Annotated in this window: 22 protein-coding genes and 1 pseudogene; 10 read left to right on the top strand and 13 right to left on the bottom strand. The window is 41.7% G+C overall.

Translation table 11 applies throughout. The features are described from left to right. Positions 1 to 273: 273 nt before the first annotated feature. From HWQ36_RS27425 to HWQ36_RS27415, 3 genes are all read right to left on the bottom strand, one after another. Entirely contained in the window at positions 274 to 945 is a 672-nt protein-coding gene (locus HWQ36_RS27425; RefSeq protein WP_292708754.1) for a DUF2834 domain-containing protein, read from the bottom strand. A 113-nt stretch (positions 946 to 1,058) separates the two neighbouring features. Then, entirely contained in the window at positions 1,059 to 2,168 is a 1,110-nt protein-coding gene (gene hrcA, locus HWQ36_RS27420) for a heat-inducible transcriptional repressor HrcA (RefSeq protein WP_292708753.1), read from the bottom strand. Positions 2,169 to 2,615: 447 nt separating this feature from the next. After that, positions 2,616 to 2,948, bottom strand: a complete 333-nt coding sequence (locus tag HWQ36_RS27415; protein WP_292708752.1) for a rhodanese-like domain-containing protein — start codon at positions 2,946 to 2,948, stop codon at positions 2,616 to 2,618. A 157-nt stretch (positions 2,949 to 3,105) separates the two neighbouring features. On the opposite strand from HWQ36_RS27415, the gene HWQ36_RS27410 reads away from it, so the two are divergent. Then, positions 3,106 to 4,872, top strand: coding sequence for a DUF3352 domain-containing protein (locus HWQ36_RS27410; RefSeq protein WP_292708751.1), 1,767 nt, complete (start codon positions 3,106 to 3,108; stop codon positions 4,870 to 4,872). 253 nt (positions 4,873 to 5,125) lie between these two features. Here HWQ36_RS27410 and HWQ36_RS27405 read toward each other — a convergent pair whose 3' ends face one another. Both HWQ36_RS27405 and HWQ36_RS34455 read right to left on the bottom strand, forming a co-directional pair. Continuing rightward, positions 5,126 to 5,371 (bottom strand): hypothetical protein, encoded by a 246-nt coding sequence (locus HWQ36_RS27405; RefSeq protein WP_292708750.1) that lies wholly within the window; start codon positions 5,369 to 5,371, stop codon positions 5,126 to 5,128. A gap of 6 nt (positions 5,372 to 5,377) precedes the next feature. Beyond that, positions 5,378 to 5,614, bottom strand: coding sequence for a helix-turn-helix transcriptional regulator (locus HWQ36_RS34455; protein WP_366829796.1), 237 nt, complete (start codon positions 5,612 to 5,614; stop codon positions 5,378 to 5,380). Positions 5,615 to 5,842: 228 nt separating this feature from the next. On the opposite strand from HWQ36_RS34455, the gene HWQ36_RS27400 reads away from it, so the two are divergent. Both HWQ36_RS27400 and cysE read left to right on the top strand, forming a co-directional pair. Next, positions 5,843 to 6,334: a hypothetical protein gene (locus HWQ36_RS27400; protein WP_292708749.1), complete on the top strand. Its 492-nt coding sequence runs from the start codon at positions 5,843 to 5,845 to the stop codon at positions 6,332 to 6,334. Positions 6,335 to 6,842: 508 nt separating this feature from the next. Beyond that, positions 6,843 to 7,607: a serine O-acetyltransferase gene (cysE, locus tag HWQ36_RS27395; protein ID WP_292708748.1), complete on the top strand. Its 765-nt coding sequence runs from the start codon at positions 6,843 to 6,845 to the stop codon at positions 7,605 to 7,607. Positions 7,608 to 7,799: 192 nt separating this feature from the next. On the opposite strand, the gene HWQ36_RS27390 is transcribed toward cysE, so the two are convergent. Next, complete coding sequence (locus tag HWQ36_RS27390) at positions 7,800 to 8,384, bottom strand: Npun_F5749 family FMN-dependent PPOX-type flavoprotein (RefSeq protein WP_292708747.1); 585 nt, start codon at positions 8,382 to 8,384, stop codon at positions 7,800 to 7,802. A gap of 272 nt (positions 8,385 to 8,656) precedes the next feature. Between HWQ36_RS27390 and HWQ36_RS27385 the strand changes: the two genes are divergently transcribed. Then, positions 8,657 to 8,812 (top strand): hypothetical protein, encoded by a 156-nt coding sequence (locus HWQ36_RS27385; RefSeq protein ID WP_292708746.1) that lies wholly within the window; start codon positions 8,657 to 8,659, stop codon positions 8,810 to 8,812. 221 nt (positions 8,813 to 9,033) lie between these two features. On the opposite strand, the gene HWQ36_RS27380 is transcribed toward HWQ36_RS27385, so the two are convergent. Next, positions 9,034 to 9,876, bottom strand: coding sequence for a tetratricopeptide repeat protein (locus HWQ36_RS27380; protein WP_292708745.1), 843 nt, complete (start codon positions 9,874 to 9,876; stop codon positions 9,034 to 9,036). Between the two features lie 367 nt (positions 9,877 to 10,243). After that, entirely contained in the window at positions 10,244 to 11,164 is a 921-nt protein-coding gene (locus HWQ36_RS27375) for a ribonuclease D (protein WP_292708744.1), read from the bottom strand. A gap of 349 nt (positions 11,165 to 11,513) precedes the next feature. Between HWQ36_RS27375 and HWQ36_RS27370 the strand changes: the two genes are divergently transcribed. Continuing rightward, positions 11,514 to 11,972, top strand: a complete 459-nt coding sequence (locus HWQ36_RS27370; RefSeq protein ID WP_292708743.1) for a BON domain-containing protein — start codon at positions 11,514 to 11,516, stop codon at positions 11,970 to 11,972. Positions 11,973 to 12,148: 176 nt separating this feature from the next. Here the strand turns inward: HWQ36_RS27370 and HWQ36_RS27365 are convergent, their stop codons facing one another. Further along, positions 12,149 to 12,787 (bottom strand): restriction endonuclease subunit R, encoded by a 639-nt coding sequence (locus HWQ36_RS27365; RefSeq protein WP_292708742.1) that lies wholly within the window; start codon positions 12,785 to 12,787, stop codon positions 12,149 to 12,151. Between the two features lie 254 nt (positions 12,788 to 13,041). Between HWQ36_RS27365 and smc the strand changes: the two genes are divergently transcribed. After that, the gene (smc, locus tag HWQ36_RS27360) at positions 13,042 to 16,764 is read left to right on the top strand and encodes a chromosome segregation protein SMC (RefSeq protein ID WP_292708740.1); all 3,723 of its coding nucleotides are present in this window, start codon (positions 13,042 to 13,044) and stop codon (positions 16,762 to 16,764) included. Between the two features lie 58 nt (positions 16,765 to 16,822). Beyond that, a complete protein-coding gene (locus tag HWQ36_RS27355) occupies positions 16,823 to 17,818 on the top strand; it encodes a PRC-barrel domain-containing protein (RefSeq protein WP_012411983.1) in 996 nt (331 codons plus the stop codon). Positions 17,819 to 18,190: 372 nt separating this feature from the next. Here the strand turns inward: HWQ36_RS27355 and HWQ36_RS27350 are convergent, their stop codons facing one another. Together HWQ36_RS27350 and HWQ36_RS27345 are read right to left on the bottom strand one after the other, a co-directional pair. Then, the gene (locus tag HWQ36_RS27350; RefSeq protein ID WP_292708736.1) at positions 18,191 to 18,529 is read right to left on the bottom strand and encodes a type II toxin-antitoxin system RelE/ParE family toxin; all 339 of its coding nucleotides are present in this window, start codon (positions 18,527 to 18,529) and stop codon (positions 18,191 to 18,193) included. Between the two features lie 2 nt (positions 18,530 to 18,531). Further along, positions 18,532 to 18,807, bottom strand: a pseudogene (locus HWQ36_RS27345) (type II toxin-antitoxin system prevent-host-death family antitoxin). A gap of 189 nt (positions 18,808 to 18,996) precedes the next feature. Here HWQ36_RS27345 and HWQ36_RS27340 point away from each other — a divergent pair. Beyond that, positions 18,997 to 20,721, top strand: a complete 1,725-nt coding sequence (locus tag HWQ36_RS27340; RefSeq protein WP_292708734.1) for an ABC transporter ATP-binding protein — start codon at positions 18,997 to 18,999, stop codon at positions 20,719 to 20,721. Between the two features lie 354 nt (positions 20,722 to 21,075). After that, entirely contained in the window at positions 21,076 to 21,714 is a 639-nt protein-coding gene (locus HWQ36_RS27335; protein ID WP_292708732.1) for a histidine phosphatase family protein, read from the top strand. A 16-nt stretch (positions 21,715 to 21,730) separates the two neighbouring features. On the opposite strand, the gene HWQ36_RS27330 is transcribed toward HWQ36_RS27335, so the two are convergent. Together HWQ36_RS27330 and HWQ36_RS27325 are read right to left on the bottom strand one after the other, a co-directional pair. Continuing rightward, entirely contained in the window at positions 21,731 to 22,195 is a 465-nt protein-coding gene (locus HWQ36_RS27330) for a toll/interleukin-1 receptor domain-containing protein (RefSeq protein ID WP_292708730.1), read from the bottom strand. 321 nt (positions 22,196 to 22,516) lie between these two features. Continuing rightward, the gene (locus tag HWQ36_RS27325) at positions 22,517 to 23,995 is read right to left on the bottom strand and encodes a YdiU family protein (protein WP_292708727.1); all 1,479 of its coding nucleotides are present in this window, start codon (positions 23,993 to 23,995) and stop codon (positions 22,517 to 22,519) included. Between the two features lie 121 nt (positions 23,996 to 24,116). On the opposite strand from HWQ36_RS27325, the gene HWQ36_RS27320 reads away from it, so the two are divergent. Continuing rightward, positions 24,117 to 24,773 (top strand): SMI1/KNR4 family protein, encoded by a 657-nt coding sequence (locus HWQ36_RS27320; protein WP_292708725.1) that lies wholly within the window; start codon positions 24,117 to 24,119, stop codon positions 24,771 to 24,773. Positions 24,774 to 24,780: the final 7 nt, after the last annotated feature.

The following is a 24,780-nucleotide window of genomic DNA, read 5'->3' as shown; positions in this document are numbered from 1 at the left end:
ATCCCATACGTTGGCGCTTGAGCGCTGTTGTAAGGTTGTTGTCATTGTTTTATAAATGCGATTATTTGCGGATGAATTAGGTAGGTTTGACTACCTGTTACACATCTTAAAGAATTTATTGCGTTTTGTAAAGTACTTTCAGAAAAATTTTTTCTTGGGATTTACGCACCCGCAACAGAAAATCCTCAATCTACTGAAAAAGGCGGACTTTGAGTGGTACTGTTTTGGATTTTAAATTTTAGATTTTGGATTGGGACAAACGTACTTTGTTCTTCAATTCACTTCTGGCTGCTTGGATATGGACTCTATACCCACTTCTTGTAAAGGTGGACGCACAGATAAATAAATCAAGGGGCCGAATAGCGGTATGAACGCTATGAACCAGAAATGGGGATTTTTCCAACTGCGACGCGCCATGTCATCCCCTAGTAATGCGGGAAATAAGAGGCAAAGTAGGGAAAAATCTAAACTCATTACATTGATAAAGCGGTTAGTTTGCCACTCTTGCACAAAACTGCCCCAATCTCCTCCTATTAAACCGTAGGCAACTAGAAGAACTGTGGCTACAGTCAACACAACTCCAGTCACACGAGAATCTAGCAGCTTGAGCAAGATATTCTTTTTACCGACAAACTGATTATTAGGTTCTCTAAGGACTAAGTAGGGTAACAAGGCAAATATTCCAACTGCAAAAGAAGTCGTAGCAAATAGCCAAGCAGGTATTTTTTGTCCTCTGCCATCAATAAACACTACTGCGCTGTAGATAAGAGGCCAGATACCCATGAGGTTGAATAGTGCTATTACTAATGGGTTAATGCCTTGCCACTGTCCGGTAGAAAGGTTTTTAATTAAATCGAATGTACCGGGTTGCTCAGGAGGTGCGAGGAAAAAAGCATAAATAACGAATCCTAACCACAGGCAGCCAAAAGCAATTTTTCTAACCATGAAAGATTTAAGTAGGATTAATTATTGATTTTGACGCTACAAATTGGGCTATCTGCCTGCGATCGCATTATTCACTCGTCTAGACTCGCAGCAGCTTATCCTTAAACCTTACCTTAAGGATTGAAATAACTGAAGGCTTCTGAGAGGTAATCAGCAGCAGATGCCACAACTGCGATCGCACTTTCATAATCTAAGCGCGTTGGCCCCAAAACTCCTACACTTCCGACTGGTATTGAACCTCGGCGATAGTTGGAAGAAATCAAAGTGCAGGTGCGTATCGGTTCTAATGGATTTTCTGCGCCAATGCGAACCGTTACCCTTGACTTACCAGCATCCTCCGGTTCTGGTTCCTCAAATATTAATCGCCATAGTTGATCTTGTTCTTCTTCCAGCAGGTGGATAATTGTTTGTACCTGCTGTAACTGGGAAAATTCTGGCTGGCGCAAAACTTCTGACACACCCCGAACCATAATTTGTGTGGCAGTCGGTGCATGAGTGCGACGAGTCAATTCGGCAACTGAATTTTTCAAGAATTCCCCGTAGCGTTGGAATTCCTGATCTAGTTCGCTCCAGTTGAGGTTGGCTAATTCCAGCAGACTTCGCCCCCGCAAGTGGGTATTCAAAAAGTTAGAAACAATTTGCAACTCGCGATCGATTACCTCTGAATCACGTTGTGTTTCCTCTGGTATTGGCGACAAATCCATCAACTTGGAATGTGTCTCGTAACCATCGGTAACAACAATTAACATGATCCGCCCCGCTTCAATTTGTACTAATTGCAGATGTCGCAATAGCGCTGTTGTAGTTTGCGGCATCGTAATCAAGCTAATACAACCACTCAAGGTTGCTAAAATTTGCGCGGCTCCTTGCAGTAGGGTTTCTAAACTCCGATCTTCCCACTGGAGATGCTTTTGCAATGCTACTTCTACTTCTCGCCCTAAAGTTTCCGTTCTCGTAGCGTCTCGTAGAGAAGGTGTAATTAGCTGGTCAACATAGATGCGATAGCCTGAATCTGAAGGTACACGTCCAGCAGAAGCGTGTGGTTGGTAGAGTAATCCAGACTTTTCTAAAACGCCCATCACATTGCGAATTGTGGCTGAACTTACACCCAGGTCGTACTCCTCGACCAAAGCCTTTGAACCAACAGGCTCTGCTGTAGCAATGTAGTGACGTACCGTTGCCCAAAGTATATGCTGTTGTCGATTTGTTAACTGGACTTCCATTATGGTATGTTTTGCTAGAGGCAAATTTTAATCAAGTCTGGAGAAATTTCTGGATTTGATTGAAACAATAAATATTAATAATTTATTAAGATAACAAATTATACAATTATATTGTGATAATTAATTTTAAGGTTCATGTACACCATTTTTTAAAAGTGCGCTCTAAATAGAATCTAGGCTTTGCATCAAAAGCGGAGAGTTTGTAATTTACAACATTCTTTTCTACCTTATTTTTGCATAATTCTACACTTAGAAAAGTATTGTTGTATACGTATTTTTGCGGCTATTGCAGCTAAGATTTGGGTCGAAAAGTTGCGTAAGTTATGTAGCCAGTGGAGAAAGTTACAAACTTTTCTGGCGAGTCCCCAAACTAATTTAGTGCTGTTTTCACAATAGTAAAAGCCAGATGGAATTAAGTTCCATCTGAGTAATGCACCTAAACAGAAGCTAATACTGGGGAATTGAATGGTCTACTAAGATGGAGTAAGCATCAATACCACCCGAAATATTTTGCACATTTGTAAAACCTTGAGCAATTAACCACTGACACATCTGAGCAGAACGAATACCGTGGTGGCATAGCACAAGGGTTTCAGCTTGAGGATTGAAGAGAGTAGGTATTTCATGTCCCCATTGGGCAAATTGACTCAAGGGTAGGTTGACAAAGCCATCAATGTTAGCGATCGCCAATTCTTCTGGTTCTCGGACATCCACTAGCTGTATACTTCCATCACCAGAGGAAAGACGTTGTGCCAGTTCTTCTACACTAATCTGGTTCATGGGTTGACTAAAAGAATTCCCTATAAACAGTCCTAATCCTATTTATGGTGACAGAAAATCTCTGCCTTTGCATGAGTATCCATTCTCAAGAAGGCTGATAAATTTTGCTAGGCTTTCTGCTTAAATGGCTGTAAACCGTCTTTTTTAAAGGTTTAATGTGAATAGGCAACGCTCATTTATTGGTTTTATCGTAGCAGGTGCGATCGCACTGCTAGTAATTGCGATCGCTGGCTTTTACTGGTTTTTTGCCAAAAGTCCGGCTAACCTGATTGGTTCTACCGGACAGCCTGGTGCAGCCATATTCGTATCAAAACTCTCCCCTGCAATGGTTTCATTGCTGGCGAATCCCGATCGGTTGCAGGCGTTGGAACGTGAAGAGGAACTATCTAAACTCAAAACCAGTTTATTTGCCAAAAGTGGCATAGATTATAAACAAGACGTTCAACCCTGGTTAGGGAATGAAATTACATTAGCTATCACCACCTTAGATATTGATCGGGACTCAGAAAACGGACAGCAGCCAGGCTATCTGTTAGCACTAGCAACCAAGCAACCTGAGAAAAGCCGCGAGTTTGTCGAATTGTTGTTTTCCAAACGAGCTTTAGCTGGGGCAAACTTAGCTGTTGAACAATATAAAGGCGTAAAACTAATTTACGACAATCAAGAAGTAATTACAGAAGAGAAAATCCAAAATCGTTCCACTGAGCGTAGCCGTTCGCGTAGCGTTCCGCAGGAAAGTCCAAAATCCAAAATCGTTCGACTGAGCGTAGCCGAAGTCCAAAATTATCTAGCTGGTGCGGTTGTTGGTGAAGGCTTTGTGTTGTTTGCCAACGATCCGAAAGTGTTGCGAGATGCGATCAATAACGTCCAAGCGCCCGATCTGAATTTGACTAGCTCCCCCGAATACCAAAAAGCTACTAAAGAAGTGCCCAAAGGGGGTTTAGCTGTAGCGTTCTTAAATCTTCCCGTTGTGGCAAAATGGCAAGGCTTAGAACTGTCAGAACAACTTTATAACAGTGAAATTATTTCTCTGGCGTTGAATCCCAAAGGATTGCTAGCAGAAACTACATTTTTGACTTCATCAGAAATTCTCACTCCATCTTCGCCACTATCTAAACCTGTGGGAGCATTGCAGTATGTGCCAGCGTCAGCAGGGTTGGCAATTTCCGGCTCAAATTTGAGTAATTTGGGTGAGAGCGATTTAGCCAAACTCTGGAGACAAGCAACGGCTACTATATATGGTTCTGGGGAAGATGTGGTTTCTCGGTTAGCAAAACCTTTAGTGGATGTTCAAAAACGCTGGGGTATAAACTTACCAGAGGACATTTTTAGCTGGGTACTAGGAGAATACGCAATAGCATTATTACCTGAGAAAGAGCAAACAACCCCTCATTGGATTTTTGTGGTGGAAAAATCAGAGAGTGTAGAACAAGGTATTGCTCGTTTGGATGCGATCGCATCATCCAATGGACTCAGCATTAATCCCCTGACTATAGACAAGCAAAAAATCTCCGCTTGGACAGAGTTAACTACGGCGGCTAAAAAAAGTAATGTTAAAGAAGGAGCATCTTTCAGTATTGAAACAAAAGTGCGGGGATTGCATACAACTTTAGGAAATTACGAAATTTTCACTTCTGACTTAGAAACGATGAATGAAATTCTCACAACTAAGGATAATTCCTTAATTGACAATCCTAATTTCAAAGATAGTATTGCTGCGATTCCTCTACCAAACCAAGGCTATGTATATCTTGACTGGACAAAGAGCCAGAATTTTTTAGAGCGTCAAGTACCGATTCTTAAGCTAGCGGAAGTCTTAGGGAAACCGTTTTTTGATAATTTGCGATCGCTCACAATCAGCAGTTATGGAACTGACACGCGATCGCTCAAAGGTGGCGTTTTCTTCCAACTCAATAATTCCTGAGATTTTCATAAAGAAGAATTCAGGAGTCAGAATTCAAGAGCGGAGCCGGAGACGCTCCGCTTACGATCAGAATCAAGACGCATCAAGGGTTTTCTTTAGAAGAGAAAACCCTGCATTCAACAGAGGTAATGATATCCAAATTATAAGTTAGGGAATTGTCGCTACTGTTTATATCAACCAAACAAATTTTTAAAGGCGCTTTCCTTTTGTGGGTATTTACTTTGTGGATTATGTATTAACTCTAACTTGAAAATTATAGCCCGCTTCCACCATTACGATCGCGTAGAATCCTCAAAATTTCAGATAACTGTTGAGATTGTTCGGCTTGTGTCTGAACAATTGAATTTAATATTTGACTGTGTTGAGACTGGACGCTGAGAAGTTGAGCGATCGCTACTTGGCTTGTGCCTATTGTGCCGGTTAGTAATTCAAGACTGCTTACTTTCTGATTCAGGGTATCTAGACGTGAATAAATATCTTGAATTTGTTGGTCTGTCATACTGTTTTAGCGATCGTTACTTGATGAATTATTGCTTAATGAATTAGTGTTTATAACCTCAAAAATATCATTAGGTGTGCAATCTAGTACATTACATAAGACTTCTATGGTGTGAAGTGGTATTGAACGTACTCTATTGTTCTCAAGTTTCCTGTAGTTACTTTCTACAATCTTGATCGCGTCAGCAACTTGGCGTTGCGTCAACTCTCTTTTTAACCTTAATTCCTTAATTTTTATAGTCATTGGCATTTGCCAAGATTTCCTTTATTGTAGCTACTATCCGAGCGGTCGTTTATCGAGCGCTTATTAAACAAGATTATACAGAGGCAGCCTAGCAATTAGCTGTTTGCTTTCAAAACCCTCTATCGTGGCACATTTTAATGTGGCACAACCAACTGCAATTTCACTAGGATTTTTTCATTAGAATATGTATATATCATTACTAATTTAAAAGCCTGTTGGAGGGCTACTATGAAATACTGTCGCCCCCGACTTCAGTTTAGCGGCGGCTGGTTGTTGGCTATACTTACCGCCATCACAGCTACCCCTGTAATCGCAGAGACACCGAATTTTGGTACTTTCAACTTATCAGCAAACTTTAATCCAGCACAAGGAACAGTGCAGGGGTTTACAGGTGGTTCTTACTCATTGTCTGCCATAAGTAATCGCGATCGCGATCAAAAAGCCTGTATTGGTTTTGCCGATCCTAATCCAGATCACATTATGGTTTTGGAAAATGACTTTTCCCAGCTAACAATCCAAGTCGATAGCAACAATACCGACACGACTTTACTTATTCAAGGCCCAGATCAAAATACGATTCGTTGCGGCGATGACACTGGCAAAAGAAAAGATGCTAGCGTTAGCGATCGCAACTGGAAAAGTGGCACTTATCGGATTTGGGTAGGTACATTTAATTCTGGGGTCAAGCGTGATTATACTCTGACAGTGGAGCAGCAATGATGGGGAGTAGGGGATGAGGGGGATGTGGTTCGACTTCGCTCACCAACCGGGAGATCAGGGTAAGCGCATCTCAAACCCTATTGACACGGTAGTTTTGGGGTTCACCCAAAGCACAAATAAGTTCAAAATTACTACACTGAGCCAAGGGGTGGGATTGACATTTTCGTCTTTATGTGGTTAAAAAACATAAAAAGCTATTTGACCCATGTTTTTTCAATCATTTACGACAATTCGTCCTATTTTGAATGAAAAATTGATATTCAGATAAAGTTTTAAGCTTTTTGTCTGTATCAAGAGCTACAAAATTAGATGCGCTTACCCTGACCGGGAGATGAGGAGCTCTTAGCAGGGAGCAAGGCATAAGAGTTTTCCCCCTGCCCCCTGCCCCCCGCCCCTCTGCCTCTTTTCCATGCCCAATCCCCAATTCCCAATTCCCAATTTTTATGTGCAACACCTGAGACGATAATATGAGAGAGTAGCTTGTTGTGCTTTCCGAGGGTGCTATCTCGTGCTATCTATACTACGTGCTGACTTTCGTATCATATTTGAACGTGACCCGGCTGCCCGTAACTGGTTGGAAGTTTTATTTTGTTACCCTGGTTTGCAAGCCCTGCTATTCCATAGGCTGGCTCACTGGCTGTATGCTGTTGGTCTTCCCTTTATTCCTCGCCTAATTTCTCACGTGGCTCGGTTTTTGACTGGAATTGAAATCCACCCTGGTGCAGCAATTGGGCAAAGTGTGTTTATTGACCACGGTATGGGTGTAGTAATTGGTGAAACTGCGATCGTGGGAGACTATGCCCTGATTTATCAAGGTGTCACCCTTGGGGGTACTGGTAAAGAATGTGGCAAGCGCCATCCAACTGTGGGTGAAAATGTCGTAGTCGGGGCTGGAGCGAAGGTGCTGGGCAATATCCAAGTTGGCAATAATGTCCGTATTGGCGCTGGGTCTGTTGTTCTAAGGGATGTTCCTTCAGACTGCACTGTAGTGGGGGTGCCTGGGCGGATTATATATCGTTCTGGAGTCCGAGTTGCACCTCTGGAACACAATAATTTACCAGATTCGGAAGCTGAAGTGATTCGGGCTTTAGTAGACCGGATTGAGGCTTTGGAAGAACAAATACAAACTCTTGGGCGCGTCAGTTCTTCAGAAAAAACTCCTGTTTTAGTGGGTTGTTTAGCCGCTAAAGAGGATGAGCTAACTCACGATACTCGCTGGTGCAACCTCAAAGATAAGACGATCCAGCAATTTCTAGATGGTGCTGGCATTTAGTTAAACATAAATTTCTCTTTAAGCTCTTTATTCTGTGTTCTCTGCGCGGCAGTCGCTCATGGGGGAAACCCCCATGAGCAAGTGGCGTCGGGTTCCCCGACTTGAAGCAACTGGCACAGCGCTGAGAAAAAATAAGAGATTTTACGAGTCACCTTGAAAAGGCTAGGGTAAATCTTTTGACTCTTGACTAAATCACGGATTAATCGCTTCGCTAGACCACTCTTGCTGGTCATTACGGCAGTAAAGCCATCGATTTTGTGGTTCGCCGCGTAATTCTAAATGGTCTACTTGCACTGGGTTGAGTAGCAGTAGGCAAAAATTAGGCACTGGCTCAACAGGATCGGGTGCTGGTGGTGCAAAAGCTTCTGGGGTTTCAACTCTGGGTTTACCAGGATGGGGCCAAGCAAACTGTAAACGTGCAGCATCACTCAGTTCTTGCCACATTGTAATTCGGGCTGGTTGTAAATCCTGGTGAGAATCATCACTGCGAACTAGGGTCAAATCGCCAGTGATGCGGAATTGTTCTCGTGTATTGGGGAAGTACCAGCAAATTTCTGCCCAAGGTTGTTGCTGTATCTGGTCGGCTTTGGCGCTACGGGTATCGGTGATAAATTTTAGCTGGTTTGTATCTTCTAGAAAGCCGCGAAAGACTAGAGTCCGATTAGCGGGGCGGCCATTAGGCTGAACCGTTGCTAGTTGGAGGTAACGGGCATAAACAAGGCTGCGGTTGCGATGGAGTGCATGAGCGATCGCACCTCGCCAAGGAGCAAGAGACATTATACAATTCTGTTGGTAATCTAGCGCCAGGTATTCTTGAATATGCTACCACTTCAATACTCCTGGTTGAGCTACAGTGATTCCTAAAAGTTCTCTAACGCCAAGAAGCTTTAAGATTCCGGTGCTGTAAAATATGCGTACATAAATTATTAATATAAATAATACCTGATGAGTTCCTTACCCGCTAGTTGTGAGGCAAATCTATGCTTTCCAAAAAGCAGTCAAATCAGCCACAAGTAAGCCCTTAGTTGAATTTAGAAAAAGAAACTTTTGTGCAAATAAATCAGCATTCATTAGCGGAACTGTTAACCTTTATTGACTTTGCTGATACTCAGTTAACGATTGTCTTTATTTTATTAATGAATCTTGATGGTAATTTAGATAAAAGAATCAGGATCTACGCCGAGCGATCGCAACAGTTCGGCTAATTGGTCACGTTGTTTGGCAAGTTGAGCTTGTTTCATCTTTTCTTCTGGTGTTAAAAACCTACCCCCCCTGCTCCCAATATGGTTCGGTTAAGAGGAGACGCGATAAATCGCCGTCAAGACAAAGGACTGATTATTGTAAAGACGGCGATTTATCGCGTCTTTGCGATCTATAACTTTCATCAAAAAACTTTATCCGAACCGTATTGCCCCTGCTCCTTGCCCTACTGTCTTAGTTCTTTGATGTTTTTCATCACTTGTTGGTATAAGTCGTTGTTACCCTGACTTTGAAAAATGCTCGCTGCTTGTTCTAAGTCCTTGAGTGCCCCCTGTCTATCTCCATTGGTGGCGCGGGCATTTCCCCGGTTATTGTAGGCAGGGGCAAAGTTACGGTTGAGGCGAATGGCTTGATTGTAATCTGCGATCGCTCCCTTTGGATCTCCATTGGCAGCACGGGCATTTCCTCGGTTATTATAGGCGATCGCATATTTGGGATTAAGGCGAATCGCTTGACCGAGATCGTCTATTGCCCCTTTTTTGTCTCCATTGGCGGCGCGGGCATTTCCCCGGTTGTTGTAGGCTTCGGCATAGTTGGGATTAAGGCGAATAGCTTCACTGTAATCTTTAATCGCTTCTCTGTTACCTTCTAGTGAGGCACGGGCATTCCCCAGGTTGTTGTAAGCTTCAGCGTCGTTAGGGTTGATGCGGAGGGCTTGATTGTAATCTGCGATCGCTTTTTCTTTGTCTCCCAAATCAAAGTAGGCTAATCCCCGGCCGTTGTAGGCAGCGCCATATTGAGAGTTTTGACTAATTGCCTTACTATAGGATGCGATCGCAGCTTGTAAATCGCCGTTTAAATGCTGATTCTTTCCCTGAAGATAGAATTCCCCACCAATGGAAGTTGTAGCTGAACGACGGCTAGGTGTACTAACTCCTATTTCTGTCACCAAAACATTGTCATTCTTGCTACAAGAAACACTGCTAATTGCTGTCAATGTAGTGAAAATAGCTATGGTAAATAATTGATTTACCCTTGTTCGCTTTTGTCTAAATAAACGCCGTCTCATAATTTAATATAAACTGCCATAACACCTGAACGCAATTAGTACCAAAATCTAGATTTTAATTCTTTAACTCAATCGTTATTCTAACTTTTGATAGACGTTTCAAGTCAATTAACAAATTTACCAGATATTCAATATATTTATTTAATAGTTATATTAAGGAAAAAATATAAATTATAAAGTATAAAAATTGTCAATTCGGCTCTTTGTTATTGTCATCTCTCTACTTCTTGACAATGGATTTCTGAGCAGAAAGCTACTATTGCTCATGTTTTTTAAGATACTTTTTGAAAAAAATATATTTGAAGTATTAAGATTTTCTATAAATAATAACTCCACAAATTCTGACATTTGTAGCTTTATAGACAATTTACTCATCTTCTGTTTCACTCTCTTGAGTTTTAGGAGTTAGCCGCCAAGAGGTAGTTTTTTCAATATCTACAGACAGTTTTTCTAGATTTCTCCCTAAATCTTTTTGGAGTTTCTGAGTTAGTGTGATGGGAAAATCTAAATCAATATCTTGGGTTTGTGCTAGCCTTGCCAATTCTGAAAAAGTAGCTTTGATTGTAGTGCGATCGTAACTAGTCAGCTTATGATAAGAAGTTTCAGATATATTCTGAGCTTGCATGGCTTTTTTCATGCGTTCTTGCAAATGCTCAAATTCTGAATTCAAATACTTCCATTGTTGCTCAAGTTGTGAGTATCTAGTACTTAGTGATATTAAATCTTCCGTTGCGGGTTCGGGGTTGGCTTGGGCTTGTAAACCTAACAAATTTGAGTGGATTTGAGCAAGATAAATACAATCTAGGTAAGCATACTCTATCTGTTCTTCAGTCAGGGGACGTTTTCCCCAATCGCTTGTTTGTTCTTGTTTGTCGATATTGTTAAAGCTACAAAGTGCTGTGGCTATGGTTTTGAGTTGATAGTTAGCTAATGGCAAAAGATAGTAGGGAATTTTTTTTGCCATTTCCAAAGTGCAAGTAATATTTTTAGCTTTCTTGCTACCGAGAAATTTTATATCATAACTGGCATTGTGAAAAACTTTTTCAATGGCAGAATTTATCATAATTTCTTTAATAAACTCAGCTATAATATTAGGCTTGTCTAGCACATCTAAAAGGTAGACGCGATCGCCACTCATATCTTGAGGATTATCTAATACCTGAATCAGCGATAGTCGGGGATTACGACTTTTATAGTCAGCTACTTCTGTATCTATCCAAAGTTTTTTCACTTTGGTATATTCAGCAACAATGGCACTAATTTCGCTAGCGGAAGTAATGTATGGCATTGGCTAATATTTCCTGATATTGAAAGCATTGTAAGTAATCCATAGTTTTCTAAAGTAACATTTTGTGGGTAATTTTGCTGGCACTATATTGCAAAAATGCTGAAGTTTTGAGTTGTATAGGCTTAGATATCGCCAAACTGACTTAAATCTGATAACATAAGTCACTATCGCAAGGCTGCATAGTCTACCATTGAAAAAGCTAATCAGCATCTACATTAAATTCATCGGAGTTACAGAAGGTATGCAAAGGCATCTTGGTTAGCACTTCACATTTAATTGCTTTTTAACATCTGCTCCTCACCATGACACACAAATTAATTGCTTCCAGTAATCAATTCGGAGATAGATAATGAAAAAGCTAATTCTATTACTAGTTAGTAGTATTCTGGTAGTTGGTACTTTTGGCTGCCAAGAGGCTCCTAAAACTGGTTCGGAAACTCCTAGCACTACTAATGAAGCTGCTCAAGTACCAGCAAAACCGGCTTCACAGACAAATGAAACTGCCAAAGTTCCAGGAATACAAACAACTCCTTTAGCAACTAGCACAGATACTAAAGTTAAAACCGGTTCTGAAAAAACGGCAGCAACAAAAGTTAAGAGCGACCTAAAAACTGAAGTTAGCGCCAAGTTGAACAAAGGCTTACCAGGCAATAAGTTACAAGTTGAAAACAAAGAGGGTGAAATTACCCTCAAAGGCACAGCGACTTCTGCCGAAGAACTCAAGAAAGCTGAAACTTTGGCTAAGGAAGTTCAAGGTGTGAAGACTGTGAAAGTGGAAGCAAAAGTTGAAGCTGTGAAAAAGCCATAAAAGAATAACTGAATCTTTCAGTTAGCAATGGACTAGCTAAATCAGTTTACATCGTCATCAAAGATAAACAGGACTTACGTAAACGTAAATCCTGTTTATTCCACTTAAATAAGGGCGAGGAATTGGCAAGAGAAAAATCTTCACTGTAGATTTTAAGAAAATAGAAGAAAATTGAACTATAACTGGCAGATTGATTTAAGAACTTGTAACAACTCGATTGAAGATGTAGAGCGAGTTATATCTAGTTTTGGCAATAATTGGTACACGGAAGGATTCCCTTGCTGCATATAGACAAACTGGTAATCCATACCATTAGTAGTCACGCCCCAAGCTGATGTTTGATTGTCTAGACTTTTATATGCATAAGTGAGCAATTGCGGCAACCCTTCCAAAGCATTGAAACTACTATTTTTAGATTCAATTACTAGTATCAAAAAAGGCGTAGTTACTATGCTTTCTTGAGTCTTGCTAACAGCTAAGATATCCATCCGTCCTTTGATATTTGTATCTTCGTCTTTTACGTAGATGTCAGCAATATTTTCTTCTAATGTAATTTTAATACTGGGCTGATAGAAACCAGCTAACTTCATTAATGGTGCGAGAAATAGAAATTTTATTTGTCCTTCGGAGATTTTATCCTCTGAGTAGTATTCATGGTATACATTACGGATGAATTGTAATTCCTGGTGTTCAAATTCTGTGAGATTTTTTAACGTTAGTAATGATGTAAATGAGTCATTTAACTCTTCTGTTAATTTCAGAAGCTTTTGAACCTCTTTCAGCCTAAGATTTCTTGCATCTAAAGTAATTGTCATTGATTTACTCTTTCCTCGTTGAAGTTGCATATAATAATTCAGTTTATCTAGTTGCTGTTGAGCGTCTGCAATGAAATCTCGTGCTTGTGTTAACTCTAGCAGTATTGTGTTTTCTCTAAACCACGATTCTTTTACCCTCTCTGCGTTCTCTGCGCCTCTGCGGTTCAATAATCTTCAAATTTCCCCCCTACCCTCTTGCGAATTTTTAATTAGTTGATACACTTGTTCTTCATTAGCCCAGTTAACCAGCGCCTATGGTTCATATCAAGCGCGTGGAACTTACCAACTTCAAATCCTTCGGCGGTACTACCTCAGTCCCTTTGCTGCCGGGGTGTACTGTCATATCTGGGCCAAATGGTTCGGGTAAATCTAATATTCTAGATGCACTGCTATTTTGCCTCGGACTCTCCAGTTCTAAGGGAATGCGAGCCGATCGCTTACCAGATTTGGTAAATAACACTCAAACGTCTAAAGGACGCGCTTCTATCGAAGCTAGCGTCACTGTGACATTTGATTTGTCAGATGAAATTTCACACAAAGACACAAAGGCGCAAAGGGAGGAAGTAGAGGAGGCAGGGGAGGCAGGGGAAGTAGAGGAAGTAGAGGAAGAAAATCCAAAATCCAAAATCGTTCGACTGAGCGAAGCCGAAGTCCAAAATCGTTCGACTGAGCGACTTGTACTGAGCGAAGTCGAAGTAAGCCGAAGTCCAAAATCGGCAGAGTGGAGTGTTACTAGAAGGCTACGAGTCACTCACCAAGGAAGTTACACGTCGAATTACTACATCAATGGTGAATCTTGCACCTTGACAGAATTGCATGGGGAACTAAGTAACCTGCGGGTTTATCCTGAAGGCTATAACGTCGTGCTGCAAGGAGATGTCACCAGCATTATCTCGATGAATACGCGGGAACGACGGGAAATTATTGATGAATTGGCGGGGGTGGCGGCATTTGATCGCAAAATCATTCAAGCCAAATCAACTTTAGATGAGGTGAAGGAAAAAGAAGATAGCTGTCGGATTATTGAGACGGAATTAACTGCACAGCGCGATCGCCTTTCCCAAGATCGTGCTAAAGCTGAGAGATATCAAAAACTCCGCACGGAATTTCTGGCGAAACAATCTTGGGAAGCTGTTTTATCATGGCGATCGCTACAAGCACAACAAGAAAAGTTAGTTGGCGAAATTCAAACAGGCGATCGCAATTCTAGTGAACTCTCAACCCAACTCACAAATCTAAATTCCGAAATCGTCCAAAAAACTGCTGAACTCGAACAACTCAATGCCCATGTCAAAGCATTGGGAGAAGATGAACTCTTGGCGGTACAATCTACCCTCGCCACCCAAGAAGCAGAACGGAAACAACTCCAGCGTCAACTAACAGAATTAGAAACGGCTTCCCAAGAAACCGCCAAACGTCTGCTTCAAACTCAGCAAGAGATTCAAAAACACCGTCATTCCCTAGAAGAAATTGCCGAAACCCAAATTGTAGAGACGCGATTCATCGCGTCTTCCCAACAACAAAGAAACGAAGCGCACCAAGCCTTAGAAACCTCCCGCGAAGCCGCCGCCGAAATCGCCTCCGCTTCGGAAGCGTGGGTGCAGCAACAAACGGCATTCAACCGCCAAATTGAAACCCTGCTGCAAACTTTAGAACCGCAACGCACAGAAAAAGCACAACTCACAGAACGCAATAATCAGTTACAACAATTAATTTCAGAGCAAACCCAGTTAATTGAACGCGACGAACCGCTATTAGCCCAAAAACAAACCGACTGTAGTCAAATTGAAACGGAATTTAACGCCTCTAGCGAACCCATCCAAAATTTAGCCCAAAATCTCTCAGCCACAGAACAAGAATTGCAAATCCAACAGGAAACCCAAAAGCGGTTACTTTTTGAACAACGGGAAAAACAACGCCAGTTGGATAAAATAGAGGCGCAAACGCAAGCACAGCAAGAAGTCCAAGGAACCCAAGCGAGTAAAGTTATTTTACAATCGGGAATGCCTGGACTTTGTGGCTTAGTTGTGCAGTTAGGAAAAGTGGAACCCCGTCATCAGCTAGCTTTAGAAATGGCTGCCGGTGGACGCTTGGGACATATTGTGGTGGAAGATGATGGTGTAGCCGCAGCCGGGATTGAATTGCTCAAACAGAAACGTGCCGGGAGAGCGACTTTTTTACCACTAAATAAAATTCACGCTCCTAAATTTACTCAAGATGCAACGCTGCGTTTCGCTAGCGGCTTCGTTAACTATGCTGTGAACTTAGTGGATTGCGATCGCCGTTACAAAGATGTCTTTAGCTATGTTTTCGGCAACACAGTAGTATTTGCCAGCCTTGAGGCGGCGCGGAAAAATTTAGGGTTATATCGCATCGTCACCTTAGACGGCGAATTACTGGAAACCAGTGGTGCAATGACTGGTGGTAGCAACACCCAACGTTCGGCGTTGCGGTTTGGTACGGGTGAAGCGGCAGAATCTGATGAAGCGATCGCTTTAAGAAGTCGCTTGGTGGACATTGAGCGGGTTTTAGAGCGTTGTACTGAAGCGATCGCAACTTTGTCAGTCAGAGCCAAAAAACTTACCCAAGAACTCACAGAAGCGCGTCAGGCTAGGCGCGAACAGCAGTTGCAATTGGAACAGTTGCAGAAAGACATTAATAGTTTAACAGCGCAATTAGAGGGGACGCGATCGCAACTCGCCCAAAACAGCGAAAAGTTAGCCACCGCTCAATCCCGATTGGAAGTTTTAGAGCGGGAATTACCGGGACAAGAAACTCAGTTGCAACAATTGCGACACGCTTTAGCAGAGTTGGAAGCATCCCAAACGCCCAGTGAATGGCAACAAATCCAGGCGACAATTAAAATTCAAGAGCAACAATTGCAACAACGGGAGACAGCATTACGCGAAGCTGAACAAAGATTAAAAAATTTGGAAAATCAGCAACAACGTTTGCAAGAAAAAATCCAAGAAGCAGAAACGCGAATCACCGAATACGAAACCCAACAAACCTCTTGTAGAGACGCGATGAATCGCGTCTTTGCACAAACCACAACGATAGACGATCAAATCACCCAAACCCGTTTATCGTTAAATCAAATGGAACAAAATTTAGGCGAAGAGAAACAAAAACGCGACGCTACAGAACAGGAAGTGCGATCGCACCTTTTACGCCAACAACAATTGCAATGGGAAATCGAAAAACTCAAAGAAACCCAAGAGAAGCGGCGGGAGGAACTAATTGCACTGCAAAGCCAGTTGCGGGATATGGGAGCAGAATTACCAAATCCCTTGCCGGAAGTTCCAGATAAAGTAGACTTGGAAGAATTGCAGAAAGAATTGCGATCGCTTACCAAACGTTTACAAGCGATGGAACCTGTAAATATGCTGGCGTTGGAAGAATACGAACGCACTCAAAACCGCCTCCAGGAACTGACGCAGAAATTAGAAACACTAGAAGGGGAACGCACCGAACTACTTTTACGGATTGAAAACTTTACCACATTGCGGCAACTTGCCTTTAAAGAAGCCTTCGATGCTGTCAACGAAAACTTTCAATCAATTTTTGCCATTCTTTCCGACGGCGACGGCTATTTACAACTCGAAAATCCCGAAGATCCCTTTAGCAGTGGACTTAATTTAGTCGCACACCCCAAAGGAAAACCCGTACAGCGCCTAGCTTCCATGTCTGGGGGAGAAAAATCACTTACAGCCTTGAGCTTTATCTTTGCCCTCCAACGCTATCGCCCATCGCCCTTTTACGCCTTTGACGAAGTAGATATGTTCTTAGATGGAGCAAACGTAGAACGATTAGCTAGAATGATCAAACAACAGTCACAACAAGCGCAATTTATAGTTGTGAGTTTGCGCCGTCCGATGATAGAATCAGCCGAACGCACAATCGGCGTTACTCAAGCACGAGGAGCTTACACTCAAGTTTTGGGGATTAAGTTACAATCATCCAATACATCTGCTTGAGTTTTTGTTAATAATAGTGTATGGATAAACCGGATTCGAGATCAGGACTCGGTATAGAATGACCTCCGAACAGATAATTAGGCGTTCCGACATATTAAATACCCAGGTGATTACCCGCGACAATGGCAAGCGGCTAGGCATCATCAGTCAAGTCTGGGTTGATATAGATCAACGAGAGGTTGTGGCTCTTGGTTTGCGAGACAGCCTGATCTCCATTTCGGGCATACCGCGCTACATGTACCTCAACAACATCAGCCAGATTGGTGATGTCATCTTAGTTGATAACGAAGATGTAATAGAAGATATCGAAGTTGAATCTCTCAGCAATCTAATTAACTGGGAAGTAATTACAGAAACAGGTGAAGTACTAGGCAAAGTTCGGGGATTCAAGTTCAACGGCGAAACCGGAAAGCTTAACTCCATAGTCATCGCTTCTTTAGGATTGCCCCAAATTCCCGACCAATTTTTGAGTACTTACGAGTTCTCAGTAGATGAAATTGTCAGTACTGGCCCCAATCGGTTGATTGTGTTTGAGGGAGCCGAAGAACGGGTGAACCAGTTAACAACTGGTTTACTAGAGCGTTTGGGTATTGGTAAAGCGCCGTGGGAAAGGGATGCAGAAGAAGAATACGGCTATACTCCACCACGCCAAGTTGCACCAGGTAATCAACTCCCTAGTGGAGTGCCATTGCAGCCACCCAGGCAAAAAGTTCGTGCCCCCGAACCCGTAGCGCGGGAAGAGGAATGGAATGAAGACTATGTGGAAGAGGAAAGGCCACAGCGTCAGGTAATGAAGGCGCGGCAGTATGAGTCTATTCAATATGAAGAGGATGAGGAAGAAGATAACTGGAGTGAAGCAACGGGTAACGACAGGTATCAACAACCGCAGCCGCTAAAGTATGAAGCCAAGCCTTACAGCAAACCTTACGTTGACGAATACGATGATTATGACGATGTAGAAGGCGATGCTTGGGAAGATGAGCCGAAGCCTGTGAATATTCCTAAGAAAGTTAAGGAAAGACAGCCGGAATACGAAGAAGAAGGCGGATATTAAGTAATTCGTAATTCGTAATTCGTAATTGAACCGGAAAATTACGAAGTATTTTAAGATTAATTTAGCCCTTTCCTTACTTACAAGGAGAGGGTTAATTTTTTAGAATCATCGAACCACAGAGGCGCAGAGGACACGGAGGAATAATTTATATCAAGAAAACTGCTAGCGTCAAACAAAGGAAAATATAGTTGTGGACTTTCGAGCTTGAAAACCCGTTCTAGTTACTGGCAACTACTGCCTTATAAGCTGTTAAGCGATAAATTTTATTATAAGTAATCACCCGAACTTGATATCATTCCTAAATAGTCTGTAATTAATTTTGTTTAATTAGCGAAGACACTGTAGGCGATAGCTTTAATATTTTTTTGTTTGTCAACTTTCATTTTTATAAACCTTGCTACGATGCCCGATATCTATAACACTTACTAATAAAACATCATCGAAAATATCGTATATAACTCGATAATCGCCTACTTTAATTCGATATGTGTTTTCTTCACCCTGTAATTTTTTAATATCGTCCCATGCGATAAGACTATTATTTTCTACATCACTTTTAGCAGCATGATAGGCTCTTAAATCGTTTTCGTCCTCTTCATCTTCAATTTTTTGAAGTAGTGCATAAATTTCATCTAGGGTACTGTCGTAAGCTTGATTTAGCAGTACGTTGATAGCTTTGATTAATTGTTCGCGTTCGTGTTCAGTTTTCATAATTAAGCCTCTTTAAGATTGTTAAGTTTGATTAATTTCTCAATTCTTGAAAACTCAATATCATCTAAGGGTAATAATCCTTCGTCCACGTCGGCAAAGTCTTCGTCCAATGGTTCAAGGGTGGAAAGGGTTTCCAAGAGGGATTTTTTCTTGATGGGGGAAATGATGGCGAAGGGGATACCGTTTTAGGTAATAGTGAGGGGTTCGCCTGTTTTTTGGGCTTGGTTGAGTAGGGTTTGGATGGTTGCGGGGAGGTCGGAAAGGGTGATTTGTGTCATGGTGGGTTCTGGGGTTAGCGGATGGGGACTTGGCGCACATCTATTTTACCTGTGACGGCGTTGGTGATGAGGGCGGTGCGATCGCAATAGTCGCTAAAACAGTTTGTAACTAATTAGTTAACTGTTCAGAAACTCCCCAAAAACTGCTAGCGTCAAACAAAGGAAAAATATCGTTGTGGACTTTCGAGCTTGAAAACCCGTTCTAATTACTGGCAACTGCTGCCTTATATCCAACTCCAGTGGCAAACAATCGCCAAGGGACTTACTGGTATCTTGGGATACGTGCTGGCGACATTAGTGTTGATAAATCTTGCCGGCAAATTGGCAATTCCCTTCGCACAAGGTAATGTAGTAGCGATCGCTCAAATAACTGGTAGTTGTGCCTTAGTATTTCTTGTCAGAGGATTGTTTCAGTCTATACAAGATATGTACATGGCGAAAGCTGCTTTGAGAGTTGCTTTTCATCTCCGCCAGCAAGTCTACGCACACCTTCAAAAGCTAAATCTCAGCTATTTTGAAACTGCAAAAGCGGGTGATTTATCTTACCGCCTCACGGAAGATGTTGACCGCGTTGGCGAAGTGGTAAATAAAGGATTTCACGACTTTATCCCCTGCATTTTGCAGTTGTTGGCAATTCCGATTTACATGATTTACCTAAATTGGCAACTGACATTAGCAACGGTGATAGTTGCGCCACTGATGGGTATTTTAGTTGGCTGGTTTGGTGAACGGTTACGCAAGTATTCCTTAAAAAGTCAAAATCGCGTGTCGGGTTTATCAGCCATCCTTGCGGAAGTTTTCAACGGTATTCGTTTGGTACAGGCTTTTGCTGCCGAAAATTACGAAATCGCCCGCTTTGGCCATGAAGCAGAACGTAGTCTCAAAGCCAAATACTCAGCCGAACGCCTGAAAGCGATTCAGATTCCCATTGTCGGATTTTTGGAAGCCTTAAGTGCCTTATCATTACTGATTGTGGGAGCGTGGCAAATTTCCCAAAACAATTTGACAGTGGCGAATTTTTTCAGCTATTTGGCGGCGGCGGCGTTGTTAATCGATCCCATTGGTCATACTACTAACAACTACAACGAATTTAAGCAGGGTGAAGCATCTGTTGACCGGGTTTTTGAATTGATGGCAATTCAGCCGACGGTAATCGAAAAGATAAATGCGATCGCTCTGGCTCCAGTCAATGGCAAAGTAGAATATCGTCATATTTCCTTTGCCTATAAGCCAGGTGAACCCGTATTAAAAGATATCAGTTTGTTGGTATCACCAGGTGAAGCGATCGCTCTTGTGGGCGCTTCTGGGGCTGGTAAAACCACATTTGTCAATCTCCTCCCCCGTTTTTACGACCCCGAAGTTGGTCAAATATTCATTGACGATGTTGATATTCGAGATGTGAAACTGCATAGTCTGCGGCGACAAATTGGGATTGTTCCTCAAGAAACCATCATGTTTTCGGGGACAATTGCCCAAAATATCGCCTTTGGACAAGATGTTTTTGACATGGAAGCAGTGAAAGAGGCGGCGAAAATTGCTAATGCTCATCAGTTTATTAGCCAACTGCCAGAAGGTTATCAGACTTGGGTAGGCGAACGTGGGGTAAACTTATCAGGAGGACAAAGACAAAGAATTGCGATCGCTCGTGCTGTTCTCCTCAATCCCCAAATCTTGATTCTTGATGAGGCGACATCAGCATTAGATTCCGAATCAGAAGCGCTGGTACAGGAAGCGCTGGAAAGATTGATGCAAAAACGCACAGTATTTATTATTGCTCATCGGTTATCAACCGTGAGACGGTGCGATCGTATTTTAGTTCTCGAACAGGGACAAATTGTCGAATCGGGAACTCATGAAGAATTATTAGCCCTAGAGCATCGCTATGCTCGGTTTTATGCCCAGCAGTTTAGTTAGCAGTGGAGAAGACACAGAGGGTTAGAGAAAAGTAGAACTGAAGACTTTAATACCCAAACTTAATAATTTGAAAATTTTGTATCAGAATTATTCCTCTTTCCTCTCTCTGCCTCCTACGGTGTACACACAATAATTTAATTACCTCAAATCCCATTTTGTAAGGTGTGTTATGCCAGAGGCTAACGCACCATCCTAGTACTAGCTGAAACCACTACTTTTATCTTCGATTTCAAAAGTTTGTGTTGGATTGACTTTTTTGGTTGATTACTTTGTCCTGATGTCACAAACTCGATTGCGAGATTGATGATATTTTATTTTTGCACCAACTCCTTGATCCCAATCGCTATACAAGCTATGACACTCAATTTATATTTACTGCGACATGGAGAAACTACTTTTAGTCAAAGTGGTAATTTCTGCGGTGAAACTGATGCGGAGTTGACAACAGAGGGGATGCAGATGGCATCCGGTTTTGCCGATGTTTATCAAAGCTTGTTGTGGGAGGCTGTTTATGTTAGCCCGATGAAGCGCACAATTGCAACTGCCAAGCCATTTTGTGATGCTATTGGTATGGATATGCAGTTGCGTGAGGGACTTAGAGAAGGTAGTTACGGCGAATGGGAAACTAAGAGTAAATCCTTTGCTCAAGAGAATTACGCAGAAAACTATGTAAAATGGTTGACAGAACCCGCTTGGAATGCACCACTAGGTGGAGAAACTGCGGTAGATATTGCTAACCGTTCTATGCCTGTAATTGCTGAAATTCAAGAAAAACATCCCCAAGGTAATGTTTTAGTAGTTTCCCATAAAGCCACGATTCGGATTATGCTTTGCAGCTTACTGGGAATTGATTTAGGACGCTATCGCTATCGGGTGAATATTTTGGTTGCGTCGGTAAGTATGGTTAAATTTGACGTTAATGGCCCATTGTTAGAAATATTAGGCGATCGTCATCATATACCCGATCGTATTCGCTCTCGTCCGGGAACATAATTGGCAAAAAGTTTTGTTATGAGTGGGATGCAAGCCTGCTTTGACAATACATTGCAGAATCTTCATGAGCAGATAGTTCTGAACCCATAAGTTGTTTTAGTGTTTCACTCTGTTGCTTCCAATATTTTATATACTCAGTCTTACCTTCTTTGGTATAGACATTAGCATCCTGTAAAACCACAGGAAAAACTTTTTGTTCATAATTCTTGCGTTTCATGATTTCAACAGCTTCAAACATACAGTATTCCGAGCGTAAATATTTGTTGCTGACGACAACAATCACATAGTTACCACGCCCGATTTCTTGCATGAAATTCTGTATACTCTTACCTAGCGTTAAGTAGTTGCGATCGCGAATTAAGTTGTAACGTTCAGAAATAAGTGCTTCACAAATTTTATCAACTAATTCTTCGCGTTGACTGCCTAATTCACTCTTGTTATCTTTCCATGCGTATGATATGTATAGGACTATAGGAATCATATTTGATTTCTGAAAATATCTCAGTAGTCTTGTAGTGTGTTACGGCTTCCGTAACGCACCAAAACCTTCTCTTGGTGCGTTAGCCTACGGCGTAACACAACGCCAGTTCGCTCAAGTCGGGAAACCCGCCCACACGACTGGCTCCCCTACGTGTATTTCAAAAATCAAATACTAGTCCTATATGTCTATACAATTTAGTTAAAATTTTTTGTAGAGACGTTGCATTGCAACGTCTCTTATTAGATTATTTGTCGTGTAAATTACAGCAGATATAATCTCAATAAGTCTATCCGCATGAAAAAGAAAATAGCTGTGATTTTACTATTTTCTAGACTGAATTGCCTGGATTAACTCATAAAAAGGTTGCCAATTATCTTCTTGAGCAATTGCTTCCCAAATAGACTCAATCACAGGTCTTAATAATGCCGTTTTGGGATTATGAACAGCAAGTGTTTGGGCAACTACATCAGTGCGTAGGCGTAGCCCGTCGTAGACATCGCTATCAAAATCATTCAAGATTTTATGGTATAGTATGCACCAATCATCAAAAATTCCTGACGCACCTGGTACTGGCACAATATCTGAATTATTCATCACAAAACCTGGCTCATCTCGCCATTTCGATGAAAAAGTTCGAGCCATCTCATAAAAAAACTGGTGATAACCAACTTGGCTATCTTTCAAGAATTCAACCGTTAGATTCAACAGTTCCGCAGCTTGTGGATGTGGCAATTCCACAAAACCCAACTTTTTCAACATCAAAGAACTGTATTCAGCTTGATAATATTCATCAAACCTTTCTAATGCAGCTTCCATTTCGCCTTTATCAATAATCGCCTTTAAAGGTTCCTGGAGCATTTGTAAGTTCAACTGGCAAATACTTGGTTGATTCCCGTAACAATAGCGTCCATAATAGTCAAAATATGCAGCTATAAAGGATGGGTTATAACTCGGAATAAATGCGTAAGGCCCATAGTCAAAACTCTCTCCAGTAATCGACATATTATCAGTATTCAGGACTGCATGACAAAAACCAGCCGCCATCCACTGCGCTACTAGTTTTGCAACTCGTTTAACTAATTCGGCGTAAAACAGGACATATTTGTCTTGTTCACTACTCAAGTATCGATAATACTGCTCAATTACATGGTCTAACAGCTTCTTAGTTAAATCTGGACGTTGGAAATAGTGCAGTCGCTCAAAAGTGCCAAACCGAATATGAGAACTGCTCATTCTAATCATCACAGATGAGCGGGTAGGCGAAGGTTCATCGCCCCGCCAGAGGGGTAAACCTGTTTCAACCATGCTTAAACAGCGTGAGGTATTTACACCCAAATGGTGCAGTGCTTCTGCTGCCAGAACTTCCCGCACCCCACCTTTAAGCGTGAGCATACCATCGCCTCCACGGGAGTAGGGCGTTCTCCCAGAGCCTTTTGTGCCAAAATCGTATAATTCGCCATCATTCGCGCGGACTTGCCCATAGAGAAAGCCTCTACCATCACCCAACTGTCCGTTATATTCACCAAATTGATAGCCGTGGTAACGTAGTGCTAACAAGGGTTTGCGCTCCTGAAACTGGCCAAAAGCTGTGATGAAATCTTCGTCTTTGACTACTTGAGGGTCTAAACCCAAACGAGGTAGTAGTGCATCGTTACGCCAACGCAAGAGGTGTTGGGGAAATTCTGCTGCCGCCACCTCATCATAGTAGTCATCACCTAGAGATTCTAAGGCGCTTTCGTAGTTGAGGGAGAGAAAAGGATTGCTAGAATTTTTGTAGTTTGGAGTTTCAGCCAGAGTCATTACGAGCAAAGCTTAATTCATTCTTCCCTTAATACTACCTCTGGCTTCAACATCAGCATAGACGCAAAAAGCGACCATATCTAAAATATGGCAGCGCCACCATCAAAATCTAGAGCGCATAATGAATAAAGTTTTGCAATTAAAGAAAAATTTAACTCAATTAGCTATTTTAGACGCTACATTTGAGATTTTTGGTTCAGAATCACACCAATATCAATTAAAACCTTGCTTGAGTAACAAAGATATTCAAGTGTTTGAATCCAGATGCAATATTAGTTTACCAAGTGAATATAAAAACTTTCTGTTAGAAATTGGCAATGGTGGTGCGGGGCCAGGATACGGCTTATCTGGACTATCGGGGATTGAATATGAAGATGTCATCCCAGAAAAACTATACCAAGAGAAGTACGAAATTCTCTCTAAACCATTTCCTTTAACAGAAGCGTGGAATGATTTAGATTTGATTGTCAAGAATAGAAATGATGCTTACTTTGACAATAAGTTTATCCAGGGTACTCTCACCATTGCAACTTATGGTTGTGGAATTGATGCCATATTAGTCATTACTGGGGAGCAGTCAGGAAAAATCTGGATAGATGACCGTACTAATGATAATGGGATATATCCTGCTTCTTTGGATTTTTGTCATGCTTTCCATGATACCGATGATGATTATCATCCAAATAACAATGAGGAGCAGCCTTTAAGTTTTTATGATTGGTATGAAGACTGGCTGAATCGAAGTTTGTATCAAATCCGCCAGTCTTCGGAAATTTAACCTTAAT

Source organism: Nostoc sp. NMS2, assembly GCF_017115105.1.
Classification (GTDB): Bacteria; Cyanobacteriota; Cyanobacteriia; order Cyanobacteriales; family Nostocaceae; genus Nostoc.
This window is presented reverse-complemented; position numbering and strand designations above follow the sequence as displayed.